Source organism: Pseudomonas sp. HN2 (genome assembly GCF_020736465.1).
In the GTDB taxonomy this organism is placed as follows: Bacteria; Pseudomonadota; Gammaproteobacteria; order Pseudomonadales; family Pseudomonadaceae; genus Aquipseudomonas; species Aquipseudomonas moraviensis_A.
On record NZ_CP085885.1, the window covers coordinates 4,161,731 to 4,185,857 of the forward strand.

Annotated in this window: 28 protein-coding genes; 19 read left to right on the top strand and 9 right to left on the bottom strand. The window is 60.1% G+C overall.

Annotated features, from left to right (window positions below; genetic code table 11):
* Nucleotides 1-13: 13 nt before the first annotated feature.
* From atuD to LIS66_RS18300, 5 genes are all read left to right on the top strand, one after another.
* The gene (gene atuD, locus LIS66_RS18280; RefSeq protein ID WP_064361562.1) at nt 14-1,171 is read left to right on the top strand and encodes a citronellyl-CoA dehydrogenase; all 1,158 of its coding nucleotides are present in this window, start codon (nt 14-16) and stop codon (nt 1,169-1,171) included.
* Nucleotides 1,168-1,965, top strand: a complete 798-nt coding sequence (locus tag LIS66_RS18285; RefSeq protein ID WP_227972763.1) for an enoyl-CoA hydratase/isomerase family protein — start codon at nt 1,168-1,170, stop codon at nt 1,963-1,965. Before atuD ends, LIS66_RS18285 begins: the two co-directional genes overlap by 4 nt.
* Before the next feature lie 113 nt (nt 1,966-2,078).
* On the top strand, nt 2,079-4,040 hold the full coding sequence (locus LIS66_RS18290; RefSeq protein ID WP_227972764.1) for an acetyl-CoA carboxylase biotin carboxylase subunit: 1,962 nt from the start codon (nt 2,079-2,081) through the stop codon (nt 4,038-4,040).
* Nucleotides 4,041-4,110: 70 nt separating this feature from the next.
* Nucleotides 4,111-4,653 (top strand): exonuclease domain-containing protein, encoded by a 543-nt coding sequence (locus LIS66_RS18295; RefSeq protein ID WP_227972765.1) that lies wholly within the window; start codon nt 4,111-4,113, stop codon nt 4,651-4,653.
* Between the two features lie 71 nt (nt 4,654-4,724).
* Entirely contained in the window at nt 4,725-5,009 is a 285-nt protein-coding gene (locus LIS66_RS18300; RefSeq protein WP_039759849.1) for a pyrimidine/purine nucleoside phosphorylase, read from the top strand.
* A 73-nt stretch (nt 5,010-5,082) separates the two neighbouring features.
* On the opposite strand, the gene LIS66_RS18305 is transcribed toward LIS66_RS18300, so the two are convergent.
* Together LIS66_RS18305 and LIS66_RS18310 are read right to left on the bottom strand one after the other, a co-directional pair.
* Nucleotides 5,083-5,889: an MOSC domain-containing protein gene (locus LIS66_RS18305; RefSeq protein WP_042607853.1), complete on the bottom strand. Its 807-nt coding sequence runs from the start codon at nt 5,887-5,889 to the stop codon at nt 5,083-5,085.
* A gap of 192 nt (nt 5,890-6,081) precedes the next feature.
* The gene (locus LIS66_RS18310) at nt 6,082-7,017 is read right to left on the bottom strand and encodes a chemotaxis protein CheV (RefSeq protein WP_016770829.1); all 936 of its coding nucleotides are present in this window, start codon (nt 7,015-7,017) and stop codon (nt 6,082-6,084) included.
* A 454-nt stretch (nt 7,018-7,471) separates the two neighbouring features.
* Here LIS66_RS18310 and LIS66_RS18315 point away from each other — a divergent pair, with 454 nt between their 5' ends.
* The 3 genes from LIS66_RS18315 to LIS66_RS18325 all read left to right on the top strand — a co-directional run bounded on the left by LIS66_RS18315 (nt 7,472) and on the right by LIS66_RS18325 (nt 9,954).
* Nucleotides 7,472-7,942: a hypothetical protein gene (locus tag LIS66_RS18315; RefSeq protein WP_227974530.1), complete on the top strand. Its 471-nt coding sequence runs from the start codon at nt 7,472-7,474 to the stop codon at nt 7,940-7,942.
* A 462-nt stretch (nt 7,943-8,404) separates the two neighbouring features.
* Nucleotides 8,405-9,298 carry a sensor histidine kinase gene (locus LIS66_RS18320; protein WP_227974531.1) on the top strand — a complete coding sequence of 298 codons (894 nt, stop codon included), beginning with the start codon at nt 8,405-8,407 and terminating at the stop codon, nt 9,296-9,298.
* Complete coding sequence (locus LIS66_RS18325) at nt 9,295-9,954, top strand: response regulator transcription factor (protein ID WP_042607856.1); 660 nt, start codon at nt 9,295-9,297, stop codon at nt 9,952-9,954. Before LIS66_RS18320 ends, LIS66_RS18325 begins: the two co-directional genes overlap by 4 nt.
* On the opposite strand, the gene yegS is transcribed toward LIS66_RS18325, so the two are convergent.
* A complete protein-coding gene (gene yegS / locus LIS66_RS18330) occupies nt 9,938-10,855 on the bottom strand; it encodes a lipid kinase YegS (protein WP_042607857.1) in 918 nt (305 codons plus the stop codon). The two genes, LIS66_RS18325 and yegS, sit on opposite strands and share 17 nt — an antisense overlap.
* Nucleotides 10,856-10,880: 25 nt before the next feature.
* On the opposite strand from yegS, the gene LIS66_RS18335 reads away from it, so the two are divergent.
* Entirely contained in the window at nt 10,881-11,114 is a 234-nt protein-coding gene (locus LIS66_RS18335; protein WP_227972766.1) for a hypothetical protein, read from the top strand.
* 56 nt (nt 11,115-11,170) lie between these two features.
* Entirely contained in the window at nt 11,171-11,479 is a 309-nt protein-coding gene (locus LIS66_RS18340) for a hypothetical protein (protein WP_173867389.1), read from the top strand.
* A 59-nt stretch (nt 11,480-11,538) separates the two neighbouring features.
* On the opposite strand, the gene glp is transcribed toward LIS66_RS18340, so the two are convergent.
* Together glp and moaB are read right to left on the bottom strand one after the other, a co-directional pair.
* A complete protein-coding gene (gene glp, locus LIS66_RS18345; RefSeq protein WP_227972767.1) occupies nt 11,539-12,765 on the bottom strand; it encodes a gephyrin-like molybdotransferase Glp in 1,227 nt (408 codons plus the stop codon).
* On the bottom strand, nt 12,749-13,288 hold the full coding sequence (gene moaB, locus LIS66_RS18350; RefSeq protein WP_016770598.1) for a molybdenum cofactor biosynthesis protein B: 540 nt from the start codon (nt 13,286-13,288) through the stop codon (nt 12,749-12,751). The genes glp and moaB overlap by 17 nt, the downstream gene beginning before the upstream one ends.
* Nucleotides 13,289-13,369: 81 nt before the next feature.
* Between moaB and mobA the strand changes: the two genes are divergently transcribed.
* Entirely contained in the window at nt 13,370-13,972 is a 603-nt protein-coding gene (mobA, locus tag LIS66_RS18355; RefSeq protein WP_227972768.1) for a molybdenum cofactor guanylyltransferase MobA, read from the top strand.
* A gap of 78 nt (nt 13,973-14,050) precedes the next feature.
* A complete protein-coding gene (locus tag LIS66_RS18360; RefSeq protein WP_016770600.1) occupies nt 14,051-14,272 on the top strand; it encodes a YgdI/YgdR family lipoprotein in 222 nt (73 codons plus the stop codon).
* A gap of 81 nt (nt 14,273-14,353) precedes the next feature.
* Here LIS66_RS18360 and LIS66_RS18365 read toward each other — a convergent pair whose 3' ends face one another.
* The 3 genes from LIS66_RS18365 to LIS66_RS18375 all read right to left on the bottom strand — a co-directional run bounded on the left by LIS66_RS18365 (nt 14,354) and on the right by LIS66_RS18375 (nt 15,983).
* A complete protein-coding gene (locus LIS66_RS18365) occupies nt 14,354-15,244 on the bottom strand; it encodes a pseudouridine synthase (protein ID WP_227972769.1) in 891 nt (296 codons plus the stop codon).
* A gap of 70 nt (nt 15,245-15,314) precedes the next feature.
* Complete coding sequence (locus tag LIS66_RS18370) at nt 15,315-15,632, bottom strand: hypothetical protein (protein ID WP_042607861.1); 318 nt, start codon at nt 15,630-15,632, stop codon at nt 15,315-15,317.
* A gap of 114 nt (nt 15,633-15,746) precedes the next feature.
* A complete protein-coding gene (locus LIS66_RS18375; RefSeq protein ID WP_227972770.1) occupies nt 15,747-15,983 on the bottom strand; it encodes a glutaredoxin family protein in 237 nt (78 codons plus the stop codon).
* Between the two features lie 198 nt (nt 15,984-16,181).
* Between LIS66_RS18375 and LIS66_RS18380 the strand changes: the two genes are divergently transcribed.
* Nucleotides 16,182-17,894 (top strand): cation:proton antiporter, encoded by a 1,713-nt coding sequence (locus LIS66_RS18380; protein ID WP_227972771.1) that lies wholly within the window; start codon nt 16,182-16,184, stop codon nt 17,892-17,894.
* Here the strand turns inward: LIS66_RS18380 and LIS66_RS18385 are convergent.
* A complete protein-coding gene (locus tag LIS66_RS18385) occupies nt 17,891-19,099 on the bottom strand; it encodes an ammonium transporter (RefSeq protein ID WP_227972772.1) in 1,209 nt (402 codons plus the stop codon). The genes LIS66_RS18380 and LIS66_RS18385 overlap by 4 nt on opposite strands.
* Nucleotides 19,100-19,392: 293 nt before the next feature.
* On the opposite strand from LIS66_RS18385, the gene LIS66_RS18390 reads away from it, so the two are divergent.
* From LIS66_RS18390 to LIS66_RS18415, 6 genes are all read left to right on the top strand, one after another.
* The gene (locus tag LIS66_RS18390) at nt 19,393-19,707 is read left to right on the top strand and encodes a DUF883 family protein (protein ID WP_227972773.1); all 315 of its coding nucleotides are present in this window, start codon (nt 19,393-19,395) and stop codon (nt 19,705-19,707) included.
* 2 nt (nt 19,708-19,709) lie between these two features.
* A complete protein-coding gene (locus LIS66_RS18395; protein WP_008079909.1) occupies nt 19,710-20,096 on the top strand; it encodes a phage holin family protein in 387 nt (128 codons plus the stop codon).
* Nucleotides 20,093-20,431, top strand: coding sequence for a hypothetical protein (locus LIS66_RS18400; RefSeq protein ID WP_042607865.1), 339 nt, complete (start codon nt 20,093-20,095; stop codon nt 20,429-20,431). Before LIS66_RS18395 ends, LIS66_RS18400 begins: the two co-directional genes overlap by 4 nt.
* A 120-nt stretch (nt 20,432-20,551) precedes the next feature.
* Nucleotides 20,552-21,715 carry an EAL domain-containing protein gene (locus LIS66_RS18405; protein ID WP_227972774.1) on the top strand — a complete coding sequence of 388 codons (1,164 nt, stop codon included), beginning with the start codon at nt 20,552-20,554 and terminating at the stop codon, nt 21,713-21,715.
* A 69-nt stretch (nt 21,716-21,784) separates the two neighbouring features.
* The gene (locus tag LIS66_RS18410) at nt 21,785-23,113 is read left to right on the top strand and encodes a deoxyguanosinetriphosphate triphosphohydrolase (RefSeq protein WP_116657953.1); all 1,329 of its coding nucleotides are present in this window, start codon (nt 21,785-21,787) and stop codon (nt 23,111-23,113) included.
* A gap of 385 nt (nt 23,114-23,498) precedes the next feature.
* Entirely contained in the window at nt 23,499-24,125 is a 627-nt protein-coding gene (locus LIS66_RS18415; protein WP_042607868.1) for a response regulator transcription factor, read from the top strand.
* The last annotated feature ends 2 nt before the right edge of the window (nt 24,126-24,127 follow it).

Consider the following 24,127-nt stretch of genomic DNA (forward strand, 5'->3'; position numbering starts at 1 on the left):
GAGAACAACAACAATGATCTTCACCCCGGAACACGAAGCCCTGCGCCGCACCGTCCGCCAGTTCGTCACGCACGAGATCAACCCGCACGTCGAAGAATGGGAAAAGGCCGGGCGCTTTCCCATCCACGATATTTTCCGCAAGGCCGGCGAACTGGGCCTGCTGGGCATTTCCAAACCGGAAAAATTCGGCGGTATGGGCCTCGATTACAGCTATTCGATTGTCGCCGCCGAAGAGTTCGGCACCATTCATTGCGGCGGGATTCCGATGTCGATCGGCGTGCAGACCGACATGTGCACTCCGGCACTGGCGCGTTTCGGCTCCGATGAACTGCGCGAAGAATTCCTTCGTCCGGCCATCACCGGCGAACAGGTGGGTTGCATCGGCGTTTCCGAAGTCGGCGCCGGCTCCGATGTCGCCGGGCTGAAGACCACGGCGCGCAAGGACGGCGATGACTACGTGATCAACGGCAGCAAGATGTGGATCACCAACTCGCCAAGCGCCGACTTCATTTGCCTGCTGGCCAACACCTCGGACGACAAGCCGCACATCAACAAGTCGCTGATCATGGTGCCGATGAACACCCCGGGAATCAGCCTCAGCTCGCACCTGGACAAGCTCGGCATGCGCAGCTCGGAAACCGCGCAGGTGTTCTTCGACAACGTGCGCGTGCCGCAGCGCAACCGCATCGGCCATGAAGGCGCGGGGTTCATGATGCAGATGCTGCAGTTCCAGGAAGAACGCCTGTTCGGCGCGGCGAACATGATCAAAGGCCTGGAATATTGCATCGACAGCACCATCGAGTACTGCAAGGAGCGCAAGACCTTCGGCAATACGCTGATCGACAATCAGGTCATCCACTTCCGCCTCGCCGAATTGCAGACCGAAATCGAGTGCCTGCGTGCGCTGGTCTATCAGGCCACCGAGCAATACATCAAAGGCCAGGACGTCACGCGACTGGCGTCGATGGCCAAGCTCAAGGCCGGACGCCTCGGCCGCGAAGTCAGTGACAGCTGCCTGCAATACTGGGGCGGCATGGGTTTCATGTGGGACAACCCGGTGGCCCGCGCCTACCGCGATGTGCGCCTGGTGTCGATTGGCGGCGGCGCCGACGAAATCATGCTGGGCATCATCTGCAAACTGATGGGCATCCTGCCGGGGAAAAAGAAATGAGCGACCTGCCGGATTGCCAGACGCTGTTGCTGGAACTGCATGGCGGTGTGCTGCATATCACTCTCAACCGCCCGGACAGCCGCAACGCGATGAGCCTGCAAATGGTCGCCGAACTGCGCGCGGTGCTCGCGACGATACGCGATGACCGTACGGTGCGGGCGTTGGTGCTCAGCGGCGCCGGCGGGCATTTCTGCGCCGGTGGCGACATCAAGGACATGGCCAACGCACGGGTGCAGGGCACGGAGGCTTACCGTGAGTTGAACCGGGCGTTCGGCGCGTTGCTGGAGGAAGCCCAGCACACGCCGCCAGTGCTGATCACTGTGCTGCAAGGCGCGGTGCTCGGCGGCGGATTTGGTCTGGCCTGTGTCAGCGATATCGCTTTGGCCGATCACAAGGCGCAGTTCGGGTTGCCGGAAACCAGCCTCGGCCTGATCCCGGCGCAAATCGCGCCGTTTGTGGTGCAACGGATCGGCCTGACCGAAACCCGCCGACTCGCGCTGACGGCGGCGCGTTTCGATGGCGCCGAGGCGCAGCGATTGGGGCTGGTGCATTTCGTTGAACAGGATGCGCAAGCACTGGCCGAACGGCTGGATGAAGTGTTGCAACAGGTGCTGCGCTGCGCCCCGCAAGCGAATGCGATGACCAAGAAATTGCTGTTGGCGAGTGCCGGGCAACCGTCGAATGAATTGCTGGACGACGCGGCGCAGTGGTTCAGCGCGGCGGTGACTGGAGACGAAGGGATCGAGGGGACTATGGCTTTTGTGCAAAAGCGCAAACCGCGGTGGGTCAACTAAAAGCTTCGCGAGCAGGCTCGCTCCCACAGGTCGAAATTGCATTGCAAATGTGGGAGCGAGCCTGCTCGCGATGAGGCCATCACATTCACCGCCATCATTTCAGGAAATTCACCATGCCCACTCTCCACAAAATCCTGATCGCCAACCGCGGTGAAATCGCCTGCCGCATCCAGCGCACGGCCCAGGCGCTGGGCTATCGCACCGTCGCGGTGTTCAGCGATGCCGACGCCGATGCGCTGCATGTGCAAATGGCCGATCAGGCGGTGCACATCGGCCCGGCGCCGGTGCAGCAGTCCTACCTCAACATTCCGGCGATCATCGAAGCCGCCCGACGCAGCGGCGCCGATGCGATTCACCCCGGCTACGGCTTCCTCTCGGAAAACGCCGATTTCGCCCGCGCCTGCGCCGAAGCCGGGCTGATCTTCATCGGCCCCAGCGCCGACGCGATCGAACTGATGGGCAGCAAACGCCTGTCGAAGATCGCCATGCTTGATGCCGGTGTTCCATGCATTGCAGGCTACCAGGGCGCCGCGCAGGACGACGCGACTCTGCTGGCCGAGGCCGAGCGCATCGGTTATCCGCTGATGATCAAGGCCAGCGCCGGTGGCGGTGGACGCGGCATGCGCCTGGTGCACGAGGCCAGCGAACTGGCGGCGCAACTGCGCACGGCTCGTTCCGAAGCACTGAACGGTTTCGGCAGTGACGAGTTGATCCTTGAGCAGGCACTGATCGAACCCCGCCATGTGGAAATGCAGCTGTTCGGCGATCAGCACGGCCATCTGGTCTACCTCGGCGAACGCGATTGCTCGATCCAGCGCCGCCATCAGAAAGTCATCGAAGAAGCACCCTGCCCGGTGATGACCGCCGAGCTGCGCCAGGCCATGGGCGAGGCGGCGCTCAAGGCCGGGCGCGCGGTGGATTACGTCGGCGCTGGCACCGTGGAGTTTCTGCTCGACGCGCGCGGGCAGTTCTATTTTCTGGAGATGAACACGCGCCTGCAGGTCGAACACCCGGTGACGGAAATGATCACCGGACTTGATCTGGTCGCATGGCAGTTGCTGGTCGCCGAAGGCCAGCCGCTACCGCTGACGCAGGAACAGATCCATCTCGACGGTCACGCCATGGAAGTGCGCCTCTACGCTGAAGATCCCGCCGCGGACTTTCTCCCGCAAACCGGCCGGATCGCCGCATGGCAGCCAGCGCTGGGGCACGGCGCGCGCATCGATCACGGTCTGCTTGAAGGTCAGTCGGTCAGCCCGTTCTACGATCCGATGCTGGGCAAACTGATCGCCCACGGCGCCACTCGTGAAGAGGCGCGGCGCAAGCTGTTGCGTGCGGTGCAGGACACCGTGCTGCTCGGGGTGCAGAGCAATCAACGTTTGCTCGAAGGCCTGCTGCAACATCCGCAGTTCATCAGTGGCGACTTCAGCACCGCTTTCATCCAGCAGCACTTTTCCAGCCACGCCAGTCTCAACGCCCATGTGCCAACGACGGAGCAACTGGCGATTGCCGTGGTGTTGTTCTATCAGGCCAGCGCCCTGCCCCATCGCGCCCCTTTGAACGGCTGGCGCAACAACGCCAGTGTGCCGTTGCACTATCGACTCGGCAGTGACGAGCAGGACTGGGCACTGTCAGTGCTGGCGCGCAAATCCGGTGAATGCGTCGTGCAGGTCGGCGAACGCGCGCTGGAATTGAAAGTCATCGAGCACACCGCGCAATCGGTCACCATGGAGGTCAACGGTCTGCGCCAGCGCCACGCCTATCGCCTGCACGACGGGCAGCTCTGGCTGTTCACCCATCCGGGCAGCCTGCGCCTGGAGGATCGAACTCATGCGCAGATCGGCAGTCAGACCAGCGTCGCCTCCGGCACCCTGAAAGCACCGATGGACGGTGCCATTGTCGACGTGCTGGTCAGCGAGGGCAGTACGGTCCGCAAGGGTCAATTGCTGGTGGTACTGGAGGCAATGAAAATGGAGCATCCGCTGAAAGCCGGCATCGATGGCGTGCTCAAACGGGTGCAAGTGAAGGTCGGCGATCAGGTAAAAAATCGTCAGGTTCTGTTGCAGGTCGAGTAGTCGCCCGGACACAAGCGCGGGGTTTGACTACGCTCTGATAAATCAGAACGCGGAAATCAGGAACCCTGCGATGCCCCATTGGCTGGTCATAGATCTGGAAGCCACCACAGACGAGGGTGGCTGGCCGGTGACGGAAATGGAAATTATCGAGATCGGTGCGACGCTGGTCGATCGTGCCGGGCGCGAGCAGGATCACTTCCAGCGCTTCGTCAAACCGACCCGCCGTCCATTGCTGACGCCGTTCTGTCGGGAGCTGACGCACATCACCCAGGCCAATATCGATTCGGCGCAACCGCTGAGCGAAGTCTGGCCGGCTTTCGAGCGCTGGCTGGCGCAGCATCAGGCTCGCCTTGAAGGCTGGGCCAGTTGGGGCGGTTACGATCGCCAGCAGCTGCTGCAGGAATGGCAGCGCCTGAACATCGACAGTGGGCTGAACAAAGTGCCGCACATGAACCTCAAACAACGCTTCGCCAAGGCCCGCCGCCTGGAACGACCGCTTGGGCTCAACGGCGCGCTGCAACTGGCGGGCATGCAGTTCAGCGGTCAACAGCATCGGGCCCTGGAAGATGCGCGCAATACTGCACGATTACTGCCGCTGGTCCTGCCGCTTTAGGGGCGTGACGAGGTTGCAAGCCTTGTGCATACTGGCCGCCCCCTTTCAAGCCCTTTTCGAGGAATCCGCCCATGTTTAAAGTCAACGAGTACTTCGACGGCACCGTCAAGTCGATCGCCTTTGGCACCGCTGAAGGTCCGGCGACCATTGGCGTCATGGCCCCGGGCGAATACGAATTCGGCACCAGCCAGCGGGAAATCATGCACGTCGTTTCCGGCGCGCTGAGTGTAAAACTGCCAGACAGCAGCGACTGGGAAACCTTCGCCGCCGGCAGCCAGTTCAACGTCCCGGCCAACAGCAAGTTCCAGCTGAAAGTCGCCGTCGATACCGCTTACCTGTGCGAATACCGCGGCTGATCCCGCCGGTTTTCACAGCGCAAAAAAATGCCCGTGTCCAGAAGACACGGGCATTTTTCATTTCAGCGACAGCCTATTCGAGAACTTCCACCGGCATGCCGACTTCCAGGCGGCCGTTGCCGTCGTTGACCAGATTCTGCCCGAACATCGCGCCGTCGGCGGTGCTGCGGTTTTTCTGCAGCGTCGCGAACGGCTCGCGATCGGCGCTGCGCTCACCGGTTTGCGGGTCGACGGTAGTCATGATGCAGCGCGCGCACGGCTTGACCACGCGGAATTCGATGTCGCCGATGCGAATACGCTTCCAGTTGTCCTCGGCGTAAGGCGCGCTGCCTTCGATGACCAGGTTCGGGCGGAAACGCAGCATCTCCAGCGGTCGCCCGACTGTTTCCGCAAGCGCCAGCCGCGAGGCTTCGCCGATCAGCAGCAACGGATAACCGTCCGCGAACGCCACTTGATCGTCGTCCTTGCCGAATCCCGACTGGGTGGTGCGCGCCCGCTCCAGTGGCATTTGCACCAGACGCGTCGGTTTGCCGAGGAAGTCGCTGACAAATCGCGCGGCTTGATCACCGGCGTCCGGCACACGCAGGGTGTCACGCCAGATCGTCACCCCGCGCAGCTCGGCGTCGGCCGCAGGCAATGGGACTTCGATGGAGCCCTGGTCTGGAGCGCTCAGGGTCAGACCGCCGCTGGCATTCCACAATGCCGACAACTGACTCATTTTCGCTTCGGCGCGCTGGGTCAGAAAGCGTCCGCTGGCCTCGTCCACCAGCATCCAGCGTCGATCGCCCGCCAGGCCCAGCTTGTCCAGCTCGATGCTTTGCAGGATTTCGCCCTTGCCGGATTTCAACGGGTAACGATAAAGCGCGCTCAGACGCAGCATGGCCAGCTCCCTGATGGAAAAACGCCACCCTATACGAGCTTCAATGCTGAATCAAAGCCGTAGTGGGTTTGAACATATCCGTTGTGGGAGCGAGCCTGCTCGCGAAAGCGCAGGCTCAGACAGCATTGATGGTGAATGTGCCGGCGTCTTCGCAAGCAGGCTCGCTCTCACAGGAAGCAAAATCTGCGTGTTTCAGGCTGGCACGGCGTCGAGCATCAGGCGCTGGCGCACCACATCGACCAGTTTGTCCGGCTGGAACTTGGACAGGAAGTTGTCGCAGCCGACCTTCTTCACCATCGAGTCGTTGAAACTGCCAGACAGCGAGGTGTGCAGCACTACGTACAAGCCACGCAGACGCGGGTCATTGCGGATTTCCGTGGTCAGACGGTAGCCGTCCATTTCCGGCATTTCTGCGTCGGTGAAGATCATCAGCAGTTTGTCGGTCATGTGCACGCCGGTATCGGCCCAGGCCTTGAGCATGTTCAAGGCTTTCAAACCGTCGCTGGCGATGTGCATTTTCACCCCGAGCTGGCCGAGGGTGTCGCGCAATTGCGAAAGCGCCACGTTGGAATCATCCACCAGCAACACTTCGCGCCCACGGGCGCGCTCCAGTACCGGGTCGTCGAGTTTCTCGCGCGAGACCTTGGCGTTGTACGGGACGATTTCGGCGAGGACTTTTTCCACGTCGATGATCTCGACCAGTTGATCGTCGACCTTGCTGATCGCAGTCAGGTAATGCTGGCGGCCGGCACTGGTCGGCGGCGGCAGAATGGCTTCCCAGTTCATGTTGACGATGCGGTCGACACCGCCAACAAGGAAGGCCTGCACCGAACGGTTGTATTCGGTGACGATGATCGTGCTGTTCGGGCCCGGCACCAGTGGGCGCATGCCGATCGCCTGGGACAGGTCGATCACTGGCAATGTCTGGCCGCGCAGATTGACCACGCCGCAGACAAAGGGATGACGCTGCGGCATCAAGGTCAGCTTCGGCAGTTGCAGTACTTCCTGAACCTTGAACACGTTGATCGCGAACAACTGCCGTCCGGCCAGGCGAAACATGAGGATTTCCAGGCGATTCTCACCCACCAGTTGCGTGCGTTGGTCTACCGTGTCGAGAATGCCGGCCATCAATGACTCCTGGGCTTGTTCTGATGAATTCACTATGGGGGTTTATCGGCCGCGTTCAGCTAATCTTGATTGCTGTAAGCAGCGCCGGTAAAAATGCCATAAACGCCCATTGATGTCACACTGACATCATGCTTTACTGGCGTTCGTGATTTCATCTGCTAGATTCATTGCGGCGCGACCTCGGTTTGCACGTTAGGTTCCCGCGCCTAAGGGATTCCCCTAGCCACAATCAGGCCCAACCTGATATTCGCCCTTTCCAATAGCCATTACTGTGACGCCATTCTCATTGCATGAACGGAGTCAGGCTATTGTGTGCGATCGCAATTCAGTGGCAACCCACCCTCTGGAACCCCTCGGTCCGTGCACCTGCACCGCCGGGCGCGATCTGCCGACGATCCACGATCGTCGCCACACACGGCCATCCGTCAACCAACACGACGTGGTGGAGATGAACATGCCAATCGACCGTAAAGACTGGGCGCAGCGCTTCCCCGAATTTCTGGTCGAGGCCGAAACGCTTCTCGCCAAGTCCGAAGAATGCCTGAATCACCTGCAACTGATCAGCAATGACAAGGATGCCATCGACTGCATGCTCGGCACCCTGCTCAAGTTGGCGGGCCGGGCCGAAGCATTGGCGCTGGAAGCGATCTCCGAGTTTTCCCTGCATATCTACAACCTGCTGAATCTGACCCAGGGTCATGTCGACCTGCACGAGCAGGCCCTCGATGCACTGCGAGACTGCTTCACCCTGATGGCGTGGCAGCTTGAACTGGTCGATCCTAAAACCGGCCAACTGAGCCTCGATGAAAGCGAGCAGGCAGCCTTGCTTGAAGCGTTCGCGGCGCACATGGGCCAGGACACCCTTGAGCCGAAGACGGCGAGCAAACGTTTGCTCCCGACGTCTCTGACCGCGCGCCAGGCTTGAGAAACCAGGCCGCGATACTGTCGTAATTGAATAGTTGATACCTGCCAGCGACAATGCGGGCCAAACAATCAGCCCGACCAACGGCTGAGTTCCAAGTGCCGGCATCAGGGTTTTCCCTGTGTGCACTCGGCGATACTTCCAGGCAAATCGAAGTCGTCCAAATACAATAATTCCAACTTTTCCAATATGGAACTTGCGTCCACGATCCGGTATTTCCTGACCAGATAGACATATATAGCGACCGCGACCAACGGTATGTTAAGTGGTATTATGCCGCCGGTTAGTTGCCTGCCGATTAATGGCACACTGACTTCAGCGTTTCGGTACCGATGTTATTGCCGGTCAATGATTGCTTAACGAATGCGGTTTGAATCAATAACATAATTGACAGTATTTCCACACAGAGATCCGCCCCTTACCGGCCGGTCTGCCCGCAGCGAACATCCATTGGCTCCATCCGTTATGTACGCCAGTCTCAAGTCACTCATTACATGGCCACCCTCACGGGAAAACGCCCGGCGCTTCACACTGGTGCTGTGTGTTCTGGCGACCCTTGGCAGTTTACTGGCCTATTGTTTTTCCGCGAGCATTCCGTTGGGGTTGCTGGCGATCGAGATCGCCGCGACCGCCTGCGTCTGGGTGCAATATCGCTTGTCGCGCAAGTCGATCAAGTTCCAGCCGCAAGAGCTGGCCGATCGTCTGCTGCAAGTCCAGGAAAACGAACGGCACCGCCTCAGCCGCGAATTGCATGACGATATCGGCCAATTGCTCACCGCCGCCAAACTGCAAAGTGACTGGCTCAAGCGTCGCCTGCCGGAAGAGCTGCAGGAACAATGCGCGGTGCTGTGCGACACGCTGGACGAAACCCTGACCAAAGTGCGTGACGTCTCGGCCATTCTCAATCCGCGGCAATTGACCAGTCTGGGGCTTGAAGCCAGCCTGCGTGCGCATTTGCTCAAGACGCTGGCCAACAGCTCGGTCAACTGGAGCCTCGACTGCCAGCAACGGCTCAACGGCATTCCCGAGGAAATGGCGGTCGCGGCGTTTCGCATCGCTCAGGAAGCCGTGACCAATATCCTGCGCCACGCACAGGCAAAAAATCTGTTGATTCGAGTGCAGCGTCTGCCGCAAGGTCTGACTCTGCTGATCAGCGATGACGGTCTCGGTTTCGCCCCGGCGGCCGACCCGGCCAGAGAAGGCCAACGCGGCATGGCCGGGATGGCCGAGCGCATCGAACAGTTGGGCGGCACATTGAGCGTTGTCAGCGAGCCGGGCAAAGGCACAAGAATCGAAGCACGTTTCCCCTGGGCGCCGCGAGCGCTCGAACGGGCCAGTACGAATAAGGTTATGCGTTGACTTGTAACTTACTTCTGGTGGATGACCACTCGCTGATCAGGGCCGGCGTGCGCGCTCTGGTACTGGATATTCCCGGTTACGCGGTAATCGGCGAAGCCAATGATGGTTCGCAACTGCTCGAAATGGTCGAGCAATTGAGCCCCGACATCGTATTGCTGGACATTTCGATGAGGGAAACCGGGGGCCTGGAAGCGCTGCAACGCCTCAAGCGCGTGCGCCCGCAGAGCAAGGTGCTGATCCTGTCGATGCACACCGATCCGGCGCTGATCATGCAGGCGCTGGAGTCCGGTGCCCATGGTTACCTGCTCAAGGACACCACGGCCACCGAGCTCGAACACGCACTGGAAGCCCTGCGCAATAACGAACGCTACCTCAGCCCCGCCATTGCTCATACGGTGATCAACCAGGCATTGACCCGTAACCAGAAGAGCCAGCCGGACATCGCCGATTCGCACAACCTGACGGCGCGCCAGCTGGAAATCCTTCGGCTGATCGTACGAGGCAAATCCACCCGGGAAATCGCCAACGGCCTGGGCTTGAGCGTCAAGACCGTGGAAACCCATCGCGCGCAGATCATGAAACGCCTGCAGATCTACGACGTAGCGGGTCTGGTGCTATTCGCCGTGCGTGAACAGATCATCAGCCTGGATGACTGATTGACGCTTGTGGGCCCAATAGCGGCGAGTCTTTCGGCAGGTGCACCTGCAACGCTGCGGGTTTCGCCACGAAGCGCAGACTGTCGCCTTCCAGCGGCTCGCCGTCGAGATTGATGCTCAGCCCTTCGGCGACCTTGATCTCGACCCACGGCAACCGCGCGCGTACAAACATGTTGTCGAGGCCAAAGCCCTCGCTCAGCAAATTCTTCAGTGTCCCGACCAGTTCCTGCGGCGCCGGCAAAATGCTGATATCCAGCAGACCGTCGTCGACCCGCGCCTCGGGGCACAACACATGCCCGCCACCCGCCTGCCGACCGTTGCCGATGCCCAGTGCCAGCAGTTCGCCCTGCCAATGGAAATCCGGCCCCTGCAACTCACCGTAAGCGGCGTGCAGCTCGCTGAACCGGGTCAGGCCAGTGAACAGATAAGCCGCGCCACCCAGGACTTTTTTCAGGTCTTCCGAGGTATTGGCGGTGACCTGGCTGCCGAATCCACCCGTCGCCATGTTGAGGAAAATCTGCCCGCCGACTTCGCCCAGATCGATATCCGAAGGCTCGACGTCCAGCAGATCGAGGGCCTGCGCCGGCTCCAGGGAAATGCCGGCAGCCCGGGAAAAATCGTTGGCGGTGCCCAGTGGCAGCAAGACGAGACTGGCTTTTTGCGGATGCTGAGCCAATGCTTCGGCGATATCACGCAAGGTGCCGTCGCCGCCGCCGGCGATGATTTTCGTGTAGCCGGCGGCCAGCGCTTCTTCTACCAGACGCTGGGCGTCGCCGGCTTCCCAGGTCACTCGCACCGCAAGCTCCCAGCCTGACTCGCGCCTGGCCTCAACAGCGGCGCGGACATCCTCGTTGAGTGCCTGTTTGCCATGCAAGATCAGCAGTGCCCGGCGTTCACTCATAACGTCACTCCAAGAATTGAATCGGTTGAAACATCTTGACCACGGCGTGCCTCGAAAAAGCCACCGGGGAGAGCAATTAATTGCTGTTCGAACAGCACGCTTCCTGCACAGCGGTATTTTTTCTTACGAAACAACAGGAATCGGCTTAATTGACCGCGCCCGGCCCTTGGGTCACCGTGTGCTGACAGCATCAACCTTCAACCCAATAACACAAGGATGTGCCGGTAATGAACGGATCCCCCCCGATTTATTTTCATGAATCGCGTCATGGAAACATCAGCAAGCGTGCAGTTGATTCATTCAGCGAGTACTTCCATGCACAACCATGAAACCAAGGCACCGGTGAGCCCGGTCGCCGCGCTGGCCGAAAGTCGTGCCAGTAAAAAAGCGGATTTTTGCAACAGCGCCAAACCCACTGGAGAGTTTGATATGGAGCCCCGTGTCAGCGAGCTGGAAACCCATTTCAAATACATGCGCCGCGACATGGACGAAATGCTCAATGACGTCCGTACCATCAAACACCGTCTGGCCTATTCGGCGGGTGCGACCGCTGTCATCCTGGGACTGTTGGGATGGGTGGCCAACAGCCGATTCGACCAGTTGGTGACACTGATCAGCAACTGACCGAACCAATCGTTGCACGCGCCGTGCGTACCCGCCGACGCGTGCATGGGTGAGAAGGTCTACCCCAGAAGCTCACTGAGCGGAATGAAGTTCACTTCATCACCCTCGCTCAGCGTGCGGCCTTCTCGGACTTCGACCAATCCGTCGGCCCACGCCGCGCTACGCAGCACACCCGAACTCTGGTTGCGGTAGATGATTGCCCGCCCGTGCTCGAGACGTCCGCGCAAATATTCGCGACGGTTTCCGGCGACCGGCCAGACAAAACCTGCTGGCACTGCAAACTTGAGCGGTTCGACGTCTTGCACACCCAGGCGTCGCAACAGATAAGGCCGCGTCAGCAATGCGAACGTCACCAGCGTGGAGGCGGGATTGCCGGGCAGGCCAATCACCGGCACGTTGCGGAAATGGCCGAAGGTCAAGGGTTTTCCAGGCTTGATGGCGAGCTTCCACAAGGCCAGTTCGCCTTCTTCACGCAAGGCAATGCCGAGGAAATCCGCCTCACCGACCGAGACACCGCCGGTGGAAAGAATCAGATCGACATTTTGCAACTCGCCCAGCCGGGCCCTTGTGGTGGGCAGATCGTCCGGGAGAATTCCGCCATCGATGACTTCACAGCCCAGACGCTGCAGCCAGCTGCACAGAAGCACGCGGTTGCTGTTGTAGATCTGGCCCGGGCCCAGTGCCTGGCCGGGCTCAACCAGTTCGTCACCGGTGGACAATACCGCCACGCGCGGCTTGCGCACGACATTGAGGCCGGCGCAGCCAAGCGAAGCAGCCAGACCTTGCTCAATCGGCCCCAATCGGGTGCCTGCCTGCAGCACCAATTCGCCAACCGTGGTTTCCTGGCCCTGCGGACGAATGTTCTGGTCTGGTTTCAGCGTTTCAAGGAAACGCACTCGGCCGTCGGCCTGAACTTCAGCGTTTTCCTGCATCTCGACGCAGTCCGCGCCCGGCGGCAGCGGTGCCCCGGTAAAGATGCGAGCGCAAGTGCCTCGCTCCAACGGTTGCGGAGACTGCCCGGCGAAGACCTTTTGACTGACGGCCAGCGGCTCACCCTTCCAGTCAGCAAGGTTCAAGGCGTAGCCGTCCATGGCGCTGTTCGGCCAGGGCGGCAAATCCAGTGTCGAGATCAGATCTTCAGCCAGCACCCGTCCTTCCACCTGAGCCAGCGGCAAGTGCTCGCGCTCGACAATGCGCGATGCATCGGCCATGTCCAGCAAACGCTCGAGCGCCGCTTCGACGGGCAACAAACTGCCGGTCTTGCCTGGCTTACCCACGGGATTCACAAGGCGCCGCCTGCTTCAGATGGGTGACGAAGTTGCACGGACGATGACGGGCGTCCAGTTGCTCAGCGAGGATGCCGTCCCATCCGGTACGCACCGCATTGGTCGAACCTGGCAGGCAGCACACCAGCGTGCCGTTGGCCAGACCTGCCAGGGCACGGGACTGTACGGTCGACGTACCGATATCGGCCACGGAGATCTGGCGGAACAGTTCGCCAAAACCGTCGACCTGCTTGTCGAGCAGGCACGCCACTGCTTCCGGTGTGCTGTCACGGCCGGTGAAGCCGGTGCCGCCAGTGATCAGCACCACTTGAACGACATCGTCGGCAATCCAGTTGGCGACTTGCGCGCGAATTTTATACAGATCATCTTTTAGCAGAACGCGCTCGGCCAGCGCATGGCCGGCCGCGATCAAGCGATCGACGAAGACCTGGCCGGAGGTATCGGTTTCCAGGGTTCGGGTATCGCTGACAGTCAGCACCGCGATATTGAGCGGCACGAAAGGTACATCAGCCTTGGCTTTCATAGGCTCTTCCAGTTGTAGGGGAAACAGCCCGGTGTTATATCACAGCGGCTCATTTTTCTGCCGCCCCTCTGGAGAGTCGTCATGCCCTTGAACAGCCCATTGCCACCCTGCTCTGTACTGCTTCTGGCCGGTGGACGCGGCCAGCGCATGGGCGGTCAGGACAAGGGGCTCATCGAGTGGCTGGGCGAGCCTTTGATCGCGCATTTGCAGCGTAAGGTGCGGCCGCTCACCGACGATCTCATTATTTCGTGCAACCGCAATCGCGAGCGTTATGCCGCGTTTGCCGATCAGTTGGTCATGGATGATGAGGGGGACTTTCCGGGCCCGTTGGCCGGGATTCGTGCAGGGCTGAAAGCGGCGCGCCATGCGCACTTGCTGGTGTTGCCATGCGATGTGCCACGGATCGACGAGGCGTTGCTGCAAGCCATGCTTGCCACCGCCGATCAGCAACATGAAAAACCTTTAATGCTGCGCCACGGCGAGCACTGGGAACCACTGCTGTGCGTGATTCCTGTGGCGCTATTGCCGGCATTCGAAGCGGCGTGGCACAGCGGTGAACGCAGCCCCGGGCGGGTGATGCGCGGTCTGGGCGCCGTCGCATTGCAATGCCCCGACAACGACCCACGACTGGCCAACCTCAACACCCCCGAATTGTTACATCTGCATAACACTGTGTCAGACTGACATTATCCAAGGAACTCTCACGCCTTGTTTACGTCTCAAGCTCAGTAACCAGAAGATTTCCCATTCGGAGACACACTCATGACTCAACGGACCCTCGCCACTTTCATGCTCGCACTGGGCCTGGCAACCCTCGCCGGTTGCTCCTCGCCAACAGTGATCACCTTGAATGACGGTCGCGAAATCCAGGCCGTCGACACCCCGAAATACGATGATGATTCGGGCTTCTACGAGTTCCAGCAACTGGACGGCAAAGAAACCCGCATCAACAAGGATCAGGTTCGTACCGTTAAAGAGCTGTAAGGCTCCGGGTCGATACCGGATACACAAAAGCCCGCATTGCGATGCGGGCTTTTTCATGGGCGTAGCAAAAGTGATCGGTTGTCACCACTGCAAGGTGATCCGGCTTTCGAACTCCCGTAATTCACCCGTCACCGGATCAATGAAGCGCAGGCCTTGCGCAAGCAGCTTCAATGGGTTGGCGTAGTCGTCCTCGACATCTTTCAGCACAGTCGGATAAAAAGGATCGTTGCAGATACTCGCCCCCAGCGCGGTCATGTGCACACGCAGCTGATGCTTTTTGCCGGTCACTGGAAACAGGCCATAGCGCCACAGATCGCCGTTTTTCTCGCACACCTCGACCGCCGTTTCGGTATTACTGACACCAGGCCCCTCTTGCATGCGGAAGAATGGCTCGCCATCGACCAACCGGCTCTTGTGTACCAACGGAAAATTCAGATCGGGCAGCGCCGGGGCAATCGCTTCGTAGCGTTTGTCGATCTGCCGCGTCGGGAACAACGACTGATAGGCGGAACGGGTTTGCGGATTGGCCGAGAAAATCACCAGCCCCGCGGTGTGCCGATCGATGCGGTGCAGCGGGACCAGATGCGGATTGTCCAGCCGACGGATCAGCCGCCGCAGCAGGGTCTGCTCGACATATTCCCCGGCCGGCGTGACCGGGAGGAAATGAGGTTTGTCGGCCACCACCAGATGTTCATCTGCGTAGAGAATCGATTCGACCACCGGGATCGGTTTCTCATCCGGTACTTCGCGGAAGTAATGAATGCGCAAACCTTCCTTGTACGGCAAGTCCGGCGCAATGGGCTGGCCCTGTGCATCCAGCACCCGCCCCCGAGCAATCCGGTCGAGCCACTGCTCGCGGCCGATGGCACTGAAGTGCTCGCACAGGCAATCGAGTACCGTCAGCCAGGGACCGGGCGGCAAGTACAACGTGCTGGCCTGATTGTGCGCAGCGGAAAAAAAGGGAGTGGACATACGAAACAGGAATCCTCAATGCAGGCCGGCATTATCCAACACCGAGGCAAAGCCACCTAGCGCAGTTTCTTCACGCCGGCACGGATTTGAGTGCCGCCGCTTCGGTGAACTCCTTCAGCCAGCGCAACACATCGACCGCCTCCCAGCGCCCCGGATCGTACAAGGCATACAGCAGGCCCTGATAACCGACCACATCCAGCTGCTTGTGATAACCGGCGCGTTGAAACAGGGCTTCGATTTCGGCAAAGCAGGTATTGAAATGCAGCTTGTTGAACGGCGTCTTGCCTTCCGTGACCAGCCCGTCCAGGCGCAATTCGAGGACGGCCTCGCGCACCACGTCGACCGACATCCGGTTAACGCTGCTCTTCAACTGTTCGACATTGACCACGGTTCATCCCTCTGACTCGATTGCTGTATGAACATACAGTAACCGAAGAAGCCGGGGACTGCCAACGCAAGGATGGGTTGCTGCGACCAGCGGAATGAACAGGACTACTCTGCGTCAGCGTAAAAACGCCACGATTTCATCGCCACTGAACGGCCAATCCAGCTCCGCGCCAGTGTCGACCCGCCGCAGTACCGGAATGCGCAAGCTGTACTTTTGGAACCACGATTCGTCTTCGGCGATGTCCACCAGTTCCACCAGCAGACCATGCTCGACAAAGGGCATCAGCTCGGCTTCGGCGACTTCACACAGATGACACCCGAGGGTGCCGAACAACTGACATTCAGGAGGCATGACGGCATTACCGGAAAACAAGTGAGCCCATTCTAGGACGGTGCCGAACCCTCGTCGACCCGCCACCGCCCAAAGGATGCAACGCTGCTGGCGCAAAATCCTGACGCAAATCATTCGGCGCAAATTGCAATTGCGTCATCCTCGCGGACTTTTTGCCTCTACGCTTCAGAGGCCAACGCCCTGACAGCGGAGTGTCCCGTGTTTGCAAATCTGTTGATCATTCTCGCCTCGTCCCTGGTGGTGATTGCCCTGTTCCGGCGCCTGCGACTGCCACCGGTGCTGGGCTACCTGTGCGTGGGATTAATGGTCGGGCCGAACGCGTTCGACTGGGTCAACCAGAGCGAACATCTGCCGGATGTCGCTGAGCTGGGCGTAGTGTTCCTGCTGTTCTCGCTGGGCCTGGAGTTTTCCCTGTCGAAGATGATTGCGCTGCGTCAGGTGGTGTTTCGCCTCGGCAGTCAGCAGGTGCTCATCAGCACAGCCTTGCTCGGCACACTGTTGATGGGGCTGGGCATGCCGATGATGCCAGCGCTGTTGCTCGGTGCCGGTCTATCGCTGTCATCCACGGCGATTGTGACCAAGGAGCTGGGCAGTCTCGGTGAAGTATTCAGCAGCCACGGCCAGAACGCGGTCGGCGTGCTGTTGTTTCAGGACGTCGTCGCAGTGTTGCTGCTGACACTGGTGCCCGTGTTCGCCGGGACCAGCGAGCAGCCCTGGTACTGGGCCTTGCCGTTGACCCTGGGCAAAACCGTGGTGCTGTTCTTCGGCCTGCTGCTCGCCAGTCGCTGGTTGCTGCCAAGGCTGTTTCATGAAGTGGCGGCGTCACGCTCGGCGGAGCTGTTCGTCCTGCTGGCACTGGTGATCGTGCTGCTCACCGCATGGCTCACGCACTTGTTGGGCCTGTCGCCAGCCCTCGGCGCCTTTCTGGCCGGCATGTTGCTCGGGGAGAGCCATTATCGGCACCAGATCGAAGCCGACATCCGGCCTTTTCGCGACATCCTGCTCGGCGTGTTCTTCGTCAGCATCGGCATGCTGATCGACCTGCAATTGTTCGTCAGTCACAGCCTGTTGATCATCGGCCTGACGCTGGGACTGATGTTGGTCAAGGGCATCGTGGTTGCGCTGCTGGTGAAGTGGCGTGGCAGCGACAGCGAAACCGCGTGGCGCAGCGGTCTGGCGCTGGCCCAGGGCGGCGAATTCTGTTTTGCCTTGATGGCGCAGATGCAACAGAACAGTTTGCTGCCGGCCGAACCGGGTGCCCTGCTGCTCGCGGCGACGTTCTGTTCGATGCTGCTCACGCCGCTGCTTTTGCGCGCAGCGCCGCGCCTTGCCGCCGTGCTGCACCGCAAGCCCAATCAGGAAGCGCAGATCGAACAGATCAGCGCGCTCAACGCCGATCTCGACCAACATGTGGTGATCTGCGGCTACGGTCGCGTTGGCCAGTCCATCGGGCGCTTCATGGGCAATGCCGGGCAAGCCTATGTCGCGCTGGACAACGACCCGGTACGGGTACAGGAAGCCGCTAGCGGGGAAAGCGACGTGCATTACGGCGACTCGGCGCGTGGCGAACTGCTTACTGCCGTTGGCCTGCTACGCGCGAGGCTGCTGGTGATTGCCGTAGATCAAAGTGATGTGGCGTTGCGCATCCTCCGCGAAGCGCGCCGACTCAACCCACAGGTGCCGATTCTGGTGCGCACCCGTGACGACAGCCAATCGGCCGAGCTCAGAGCCGCCGGCGCCACCGAGGTGGTGCCGGAGCTTCTGGAGTCGAGCCTGATGCTCGCTTCACACGCACTGATCATGCTTGGCCTGCCAGCGCATCAGGTGCAGGAGAAAGTCGATCAGGTGCGCATCGATCGCTATCGCCTTCTCCACGGTTTCTACCCCGGAGCCAATGATGAGGAAATCTAGTCCTGACTCACCGCGCCGATCTTGTGCAGCGACAGGTCGGCGCCGTAATACTCTTGTTCCTGACTCAGGCGCAGCCCATGCAGAGCCTTGATCGCGCCGTAAACTACAAAGCCGCCGACCAGCGCCACCACGACGCCGAGCACGGTGCCGATCACCTGGCTGATCAGACTCACCCCGCCCAGACCTCCCAGCGCAGTCTGGCCGAAAATGCCGCAGGCAATTGCGCCCCACACGCCACACACGCCGTGCAGCGGCCATACGCCGAGGACGTCATCGATGCGCCATTTGACTTGAGCAGCGGTAAAGCACCAGACAAACAAGGCTCCGGCAATTGCCCCCGTCACCAGTGCGCCGACCGGGTGCATCAGGTCGGATCCGGCACAGATCGCCACCAGACCGGCCAACGGGCCGTTGTGCAGAAAGCCCGGGTCATTGCGCCCGACGATCAACGCCGCAACGGTGCCGCCGACCATGGCCATCAGCGAGTTGACGGCGACCAGGCCACTGACACCTTGCAGCGTCTGCGCGCTCATCACGTTGAAGCCGAACCAGCCGACAATCAGGATCCACGACCCCAGTGCCAGAAACGGGATGCTCGATGGCGCAAATGCGACCAGCCGACCATCGCGATAACGACCATTGCGCGGCCCGAGCAACAACACGGCGGCCAACGCCAGCCAACCGCCCATGGCGTGCACCACCACCGAGCCGGCGAAGTCGTGGAATGCGGCGCCAAACTTCGCCGCCAGCCAGCCTTGCAGGCCGAAGTTGCCGTTCCAGACCAGGCCCTCGAAAAACGGATAGATGAAGGCCACGATCAGCGCCGTCGCGCACAGCTGCGGGACGAAATGCGCGCGCTCGGCAATACCGCCGGAAATGATCGCCGGGATCGCGGCAGCGAAGGTCAGCAGAAAGAAAAACTTCACCAGTCCATAGCCATGGTCGGCGCTGAGCACCGCGGCGGGTTGCATGAAGGTCACGCCATAGGAGATCCAATAGCCTATAAAGAAATAGGCCAGGGTCGAGACGGCGAAATCGCTGAGGATTTTCGACAGTGCGTTGACCTGATTCTTCTGCCGGACCGTGCCAACCTCCAGAAAGGCGAAACCGGCGTGCATCGCCAGTACCATCACCGCACCGATCAGAATGAACAACGTGTTGGAACTGTGAACCAGCGTGTCCACAGCACTTTGCAGATTTTCCATGAGGAGGCAGACCTGAAGGCTAAAAAGGCACCAAAGCGGTTCATGGGGACATTTCATGCACCAAGTTGCGCCCCGTCAGTCATCCATCCACAAATGGGATGAACTGATTTGGCGCACTGTTGATGTCCGATCACGAACCGCAAGCAGATGAATTGGATTTTTTCGCCCGGCAACAGCGCACGGATACCAAGCGACGCACCACGACACAGCAAAAGTTGTACCAGGCATTTGCACTGAACCTTCACGCAAGGCTCATACTCGAACGCTTCAAAGCCACCTACGGAGATCCACCAATGGCCAGCATCAAGGCAAAGACTGCTCAAGAAATCCTGATGAACGACTTCCAGACTCTGGTTGCCGACACCGAACGCTTGCTCGAGCACACCAAGACCCTCGCTGGCGATCAGGCCGATGAGCTGCGCGCCCAGATTCATGACAGCCTGCTGCGCGCCCGCGAGACCCTGAAAGTGACTGAAGACACTCTGCGCGAACGCGGTCAGGCGGCGGTCACCGCTACTGAAGACTATGTGTCCGCCAACCCATGGCAATCGGTGGGCATCGCTGCCGGCGTCGGTTTCCTGGTTGGCCTGCTGGCTACTCGGCGCTGATCATGTCGATCGGTGAATCCGGCCCGACTGCGGGCACCGCCTCCTCCACGCGTCGTCTCGGCGCCGCCGTTCTGGGCCTGCTGCACAGTCATGTCGAGTTGTTCGGCATCGAATTGCAGGAGCAGAAATCACGCACCGTCAGCCTGCTGCTGTTTGCCGGTCTGGCGCTGGTGTTTGCCCTGCTGTTGCTGGTGGGCCTGTCGACGCTGGTGATGATCATCTTCTGGGACACCTACCGTCTGGCGGCGATCATCGGCCTGTGCGTGTTCTACACGCTGGCGTCGATCTTCTGCGGCCTGCGCCTCAAAGCGGCGATTTTCGACGAGTCCTCGCCTTTCCACGGAACGCTCGAAGAGCTCGCCAACGACCGGGAGCGCCTGCTGCCATGAGCCTGCCTGAACTTCCGCACAACAGCTCGCGCCGGGAAATGCGCAAGGCCCTGATCCGCCTGCGCATGGAAATGCACCGTCAGGAAATCCGCCACGAAACCGCGCAAGTGCTGCAACCCTTGCAGCGCATGCGTGGCATGAAGCAGAACGTGCAGGACGGTTTCGGCATCAAGCATGCGCCGTTGTGGGGCGTGGCGGCGGTAACGCTGCTGGGTTTCCTCACCGGCAAAGGCTCGAAACGCAGCGGCGGTGGCGGTCTGACCCGACTGCTGCGTCTCGGCACCACGCTCGGACCGCTGATCAAACTGGTCATGCACAGCTCGGGCAAACGCTGAGTCGGTGTCTCTGGCTACAATCTTGCAATAGCGCCGGGGTGAATCTCCTTATCGGGGGATTCAATCCCGCGTGCCTATCCGGCAAACGCGGCCAACAAACAATAAGATTAAGGACTTGCCGTGATCGACGGGCAACCGCTCGCCTGCTTTCAGCCTTTCATTGACACCGCCACCGGACGCATTGCAGGCGTCGAAGCACTCGGCCGCTTGCGTCACGGCGATGGTCAGTTGACCTCGGTCGGACCGTTATTCGCCGATCCGCGCACCCCGGCCACGGCCCTGCGTCGTCTCGACCGGCAGATCCGTGATCATGCCTTGAGCCGCCTGCATGAGGCGCCGCCCGAATGGTTTCTCAGCCTCAACATGTCGCCACGCTGGATCAGTAGCCTGCGTGCGGATCAGGCCTTGCCCAGTCTCAAGCAGTTGGCCCGGAACAAGGTTGATCCGCAGCGCATCGTGTTCGAAATCACCGAGCTGGGTGGCAACAGCGAACGTTTGTCACAGGTGGTCGGACGCTACCGCGACGCAGGCGCAAGAATCGCCATCGATGATTTCGGCGCTGGCTATTCGCAGCTGGATCGGGTGCTGGCCCTGCAACCGGACATTCTCAAGCTCGACATGCGCCTGTTCCAGGCAGCGGCCCTTGGTGGCCCGAGCAGCGATGTGGTCAAAGCACTCGCGCAAATGGCCGAGAAAACCGGCTGCTGGATCATCGCTGAGGGTGTCGAAACCGAAGCGCAGCTCAATTTCGCACTGGAATGCGGCTCGCGCTACGTGCAGGGTTTTCTCTTCGCCCGTGCGCAGGAAGATTTCTTCGCTACGGACGCTTTCGTCGCGCACTTCGCTCAACTGCGCCAGCGTTATGTGAAGCAGAAACTCAGCGAGCGCGGACGCCTGATGCAGATGCGCCAGCAGCTCAGTGAGTTGATGGCGATTCTGCAGCAATGGGCGCAGGCCCGCGCTCCGCTCAGCGCACTGCCAAAGCTGCAGGCGTTTCCCTGGCTGCTGCGCTTTTATCAATGTGATCGTCACGGCACGCAACTGACGCCCAACCTGGAATGGCGACACGACGGCTGGTTCGCCGATGATCGCTACCTGGGGCACAACTGGTCGTGGCGACCCTACTTCTATCATCTGCTCGCCGAAGGCTGGGAAGAACGCCGCCTGACCCTGTCGAGTACTTATCGCGATGCCACCAGCAACCAGTATTGCCTGACCGCCGGGCAGTTCTTCGATAACGGTGAACGCTTGCTGTTGATCGATATCGATGCGGCGGGCCTGTAGTTCTGCTTGCAGGCACGGGGCCGAACCGGGAAGCTAGGGCGATCAGTCACCAGACGGAGAGAATCAGCCTTGGATTGGCCTACCCTGCTCAACCGCGAACGCCTCGGCAAGCCGCTGCACAGCCCGCAAGAACTTGGCCGCAGCCCTTTTCACAAAGACCATGACCGCATCATTTTCTCCGGTGCCTTCCGCCGCCTCGGGCGCAAGACCCAAGTGCACCCGGTCACCAGCAACGATCACATTCACACGCGCCTGACCCACTCGCTGGAAGTCAGTTGCGTCGGCCGGTCGCTGGGCATGCGCGTCGGCGAAACCCTGCGCAGCGCGCTGCCGGAATGGTGCGACCCCGCCGACCTCGGCATGGTGGTGCAGTCGGCCTGCCTGGCTCACGACATCGGTAACCCGCCGTTCGGCCATTCCGGCGAAGACGCCATTCGCCACTGGTTTCAACAAGCCGCCGGGCGCGGCTGGCTCGATGGCATGAGCGAAGCCGAGCGCGGTGACTTCCTCAATTTCGAGGGCAATGCTCAAGGCTTTCGCGTGCTGACACAGTTGGAATATCACCAGTTCGATGGCGGCACCCGCCTGACCTACGCGACGCTGGGCACCTATCTGAAGTACCCGTGGACCGCGCGCCACGCTGACTCCCTTGGCTACAAGAAACACAAGTTCGGCTGCTACCAGAGCGAACTGCCGCTGCTCGAACAGATCGCTCACAAGCTCGGCCTGCCACAACTAGAAGATCAGCGCTGGGCACGCCATCCATTGGTGTATCTGATGGAGGCAGCCGACGACATCTGCTATGCGCTGATCGATCTCGAAGACGGTCTGGAGATGGAGCTCCTGGAATACGCCGAAGTCGAATCGCTGCTGCTCGGATTGGTCGGTGACGACCTGCCGGAAACCTATCGCCAGCTCGGCCCGCAGGATTCCCGACGGCGCAAGCTGGCGATCCTGCGCGGCAAGGCCATCGAGCACTTGACCAACGCAGCGGCGCGGGCCTTTGTCGAACAACAGGAAGCACTGCTTGCGGGCACGCTGCACGGCGATCTGGTCGAACACATGCACGGGCCGGCGAAACGCTGCGTGTTGAACGCCAAGGACATTGCCCGCAAGAAAATCTTTCAGGACAAGCGCAAGACCTTGCACGAAATCGGCGCGTATACGACGCTGGAAATCCTGCTCAATTCGTTCTGCGGCGCCGCGCTGGAGCAACACAACGGCCGCACGCCGTCGTTCAAGAGTCGGCGCATCCTCGATCTGCTCGGTAATAACGCCCCGGACCCGCGGGGGTCGTTGCACAGCTCGTTTCTGCGCATGATCGATTTCATCGCCGGCATGACCGACAGCTATGCCAGCGACATGGCGCTGGAAATGACCGGCCGCTCCAGCCACTGAGTCTGCTGCATCCAGTCGGGCGGGCACCGTGACCGACTGGATACAACCAGCTGCCCCCGCGATCATTCAGAAAACGCCGTGCTGGCCAGGGCAGCGCGTGAGCTGATAGCGGAAAAGATAAACACCATGACGGCGCACTGTTAAACCCATATTTAAACACTTGCAAAATTATCAAAGCCCAACACTTGCAAACTCTGACAAGCCAACAGTGAAGTCCTGCCAACCCCGCACTTCCTTACGTCAAACCTAATTTTAACGTAGTCCCTTTCCTTATTACGCGTAGGACTAATCCTATAAGGTAGTCACGACACTGCCAGTCCATGCGAGTGCTCACGCATCTGAGCTAAGGTGCGCGCTTTATTCATGCTTGCATGGGACTCTATTTATGAACTCCGTTTTTATTGTGGACGACCATCCGGTTATCCGTCTCGCCGTCCGAATGCTGCTGGAACATGAAGGCTATAAGGTCGTCGGTGAATCCGATAACGGTGTCGATGCCATGCAAATGGTCCGCGAATGCATGCCTGACCTGGTCATCCTGGATGTCAGCATTCCCAAGCTGGACGGCCTCGAAGTGCTGGCCCGCTTCAACACCATGGGTTCGAATTTCAAAATTCTCATTCTGACCGCGCAATGTCCAACGCTGTTCGGGATTCGTTGCATGCAGTCCGGTGCCTCCGGTTATGTCTGTAAACAGGAAGATCTGAGCGAACTGGTCAGCGCAATCAAAGCGGTACTCTCCGGTTATAACTACTTCCCCAGCCAGGCACTTAATCCGGTGCGCTGTGACGACATCCGTTATGTCGAACTTGAATTATTCAAATCCGTCAATGATCGCGAATTGATGGTGCTGCAGTTATTTGCCCAGGGCCGTACCAATAAAGAAATTGCCAAGGGCATGTTTCTAAGTAACAAGACGGTGAGCACGTATAAAAAACGCCTGATGCAAAAACTCAAGGCCAGATCCCTTGTAGAACTTATCGAGATGGCCAAACGCAACGCTCTTGTGTGAGA

What these genes read in the sequence shown, in the direction of transcription:
- LIS66_RS18320 (WP_227974531.1), top strand. Translation starts at nt 8,405, where the DNA reads ATGTACGCCAGTCTCAAGTCACTCATTACATGGCCACCCTCACGGGAA.
- LIS66_RS18375 (WP_227972770.1), bottom strand. Translation starts at nt 15,983, where the DNA reads ATGCCTCCTGAATGTCAGTTGTTCGGCACCCTCGGGTGTCATCTGTGT.
- LIS66_RS18310 (WP_016770829.1), bottom strand. Translation starts at nt 7,017, where the DNA reads ATGGCCGGCATTCTCGACACGGTAGACCAACGCACGCAACTGGTGGGT.
- atuD (WP_064361562.1), top strand. Translation starts at nt 14, where the DNA reads ATGATCTTCACCCCGGAACACGAAGCCCTGCGCCGCACCGTCCGCCAG.
- LIS66_RS18305 (WP_042607853.1), bottom strand. Translation starts at nt 5,889, where the DNA reads ATGCTGCGTCTGAGCGCGCTTTATCGTTACCCGTTGAAATCCGGCAAG.
- LIS66_RS18340 (WP_173867389.1), top strand. Translation starts at nt 11,171, where the DNA reads ATGCACAACCATGAAACCAAGGCACCGGTGAGCCCGGTCGCCGCGCTG.
- LIS66_RS18395 (WP_008079909.1), top strand. Translation starts at nt 19,710, where the DNA reads ATGTCGATCGGTGAATCCGGCCCGACTGCGGGCACCGCCTCCTCCACG.
- yegS (WP_042607857.1), bottom strand. Translation starts at nt 10,855, where the DNA reads ATGAGTGAACGCCGGGCACTGCTGATCTTGCATGGCAAACAGGCACTC.
- LIS66_RS18400 (WP_042607865.1), top strand. Translation starts at nt 20,093, where the DNA reads ATGAGCCTGCCTGAACTTCCGCACAACAGCTCGCGCCGGGAAATGCGC.
- mobA (WP_227972768.1), top strand. Translation starts at nt 13,370, where the DNA reads ATGCCCTTGAACAGCCCATTGCCACCCTGCTCTGTACTGCTTCTGGCC.
- LIS66_RS18295 (WP_227972765.1), top strand. Translation starts at nt 4,111, where the DNA reads ATGCCCCATTGGCTGGTCATAGATCTGGAAGCCACCACAGACGAGGGT.
- LIS66_RS18315 (WP_227974530.1), top strand. Translation starts at nt 7,472, where the DNA reads ATGCCAATCGACCGTAAAGACTGGGCGCAGCGCTTCCCCGAATTTCTG.
- LIS66_RS18290 (WP_227972764.1), top strand. Translation starts at nt 2,079, where the DNA reads ATGCCCACTCTCCACAAAATCCTGATCGCCAACCGCGGTGAAATCGCC.
- moaB (WP_016770598.1), bottom strand. Translation starts at nt 13,288, where the DNA reads ATGAAAGCCAAGGCTGATGTACCTTTCGTGCCGCTCAATATCGCGGTG.
- LIS66_RS18385 (WP_227972772.1), bottom strand. Translation starts at nt 19,099, where the DNA reads ATGGAAAATCTGCAAAGTGCTGTGGACACGCTGGTTCACAGTTCCAAC.
- LIS66_RS18300 (WP_039759849.1), top strand. Translation starts at nt 4,725, where the DNA reads ATGTTTAAAGTCAACGAGTACTTCGACGGCACCGTCAAGTCGATCGCC.
- LIS66_RS18365 (WP_227972769.1), bottom strand. Translation starts at nt 15,244, where the DNA reads ATGTCCACTCCCTTTTTTTCCGCTGCGCACAATCAGGCCAGCACGTTG.
- LIS66_RS18285 (WP_227972763.1), top strand. Translation starts at nt 1,168, where the DNA reads ATGAGCGACCTGCCGGATTGCCAGACGCTGTTGCTGGAACTGCATGGC.
- LIS66_RS18360 (WP_016770600.1), top strand. Translation starts at nt 14,051, where the DNA reads ATGACTCAACGGACCCTCGCCACTTTCATGCTCGCACTGGGCCTGGCA.
- LIS66_RS18415 (WP_042607868.1), top strand. Translation starts at nt 23,499, where the DNA reads ATGAACTCCGTTTTTATTGTGGACGACCATCCGGTTATCCGTCTCGCC.
- LIS66_RS18390 (WP_227972773.1), top strand. Translation starts at nt 19,393, where the DNA reads ATGGCCAGCATCAAGGCAAAGACTGCTCAAGAAATCCTGATGAACGAC.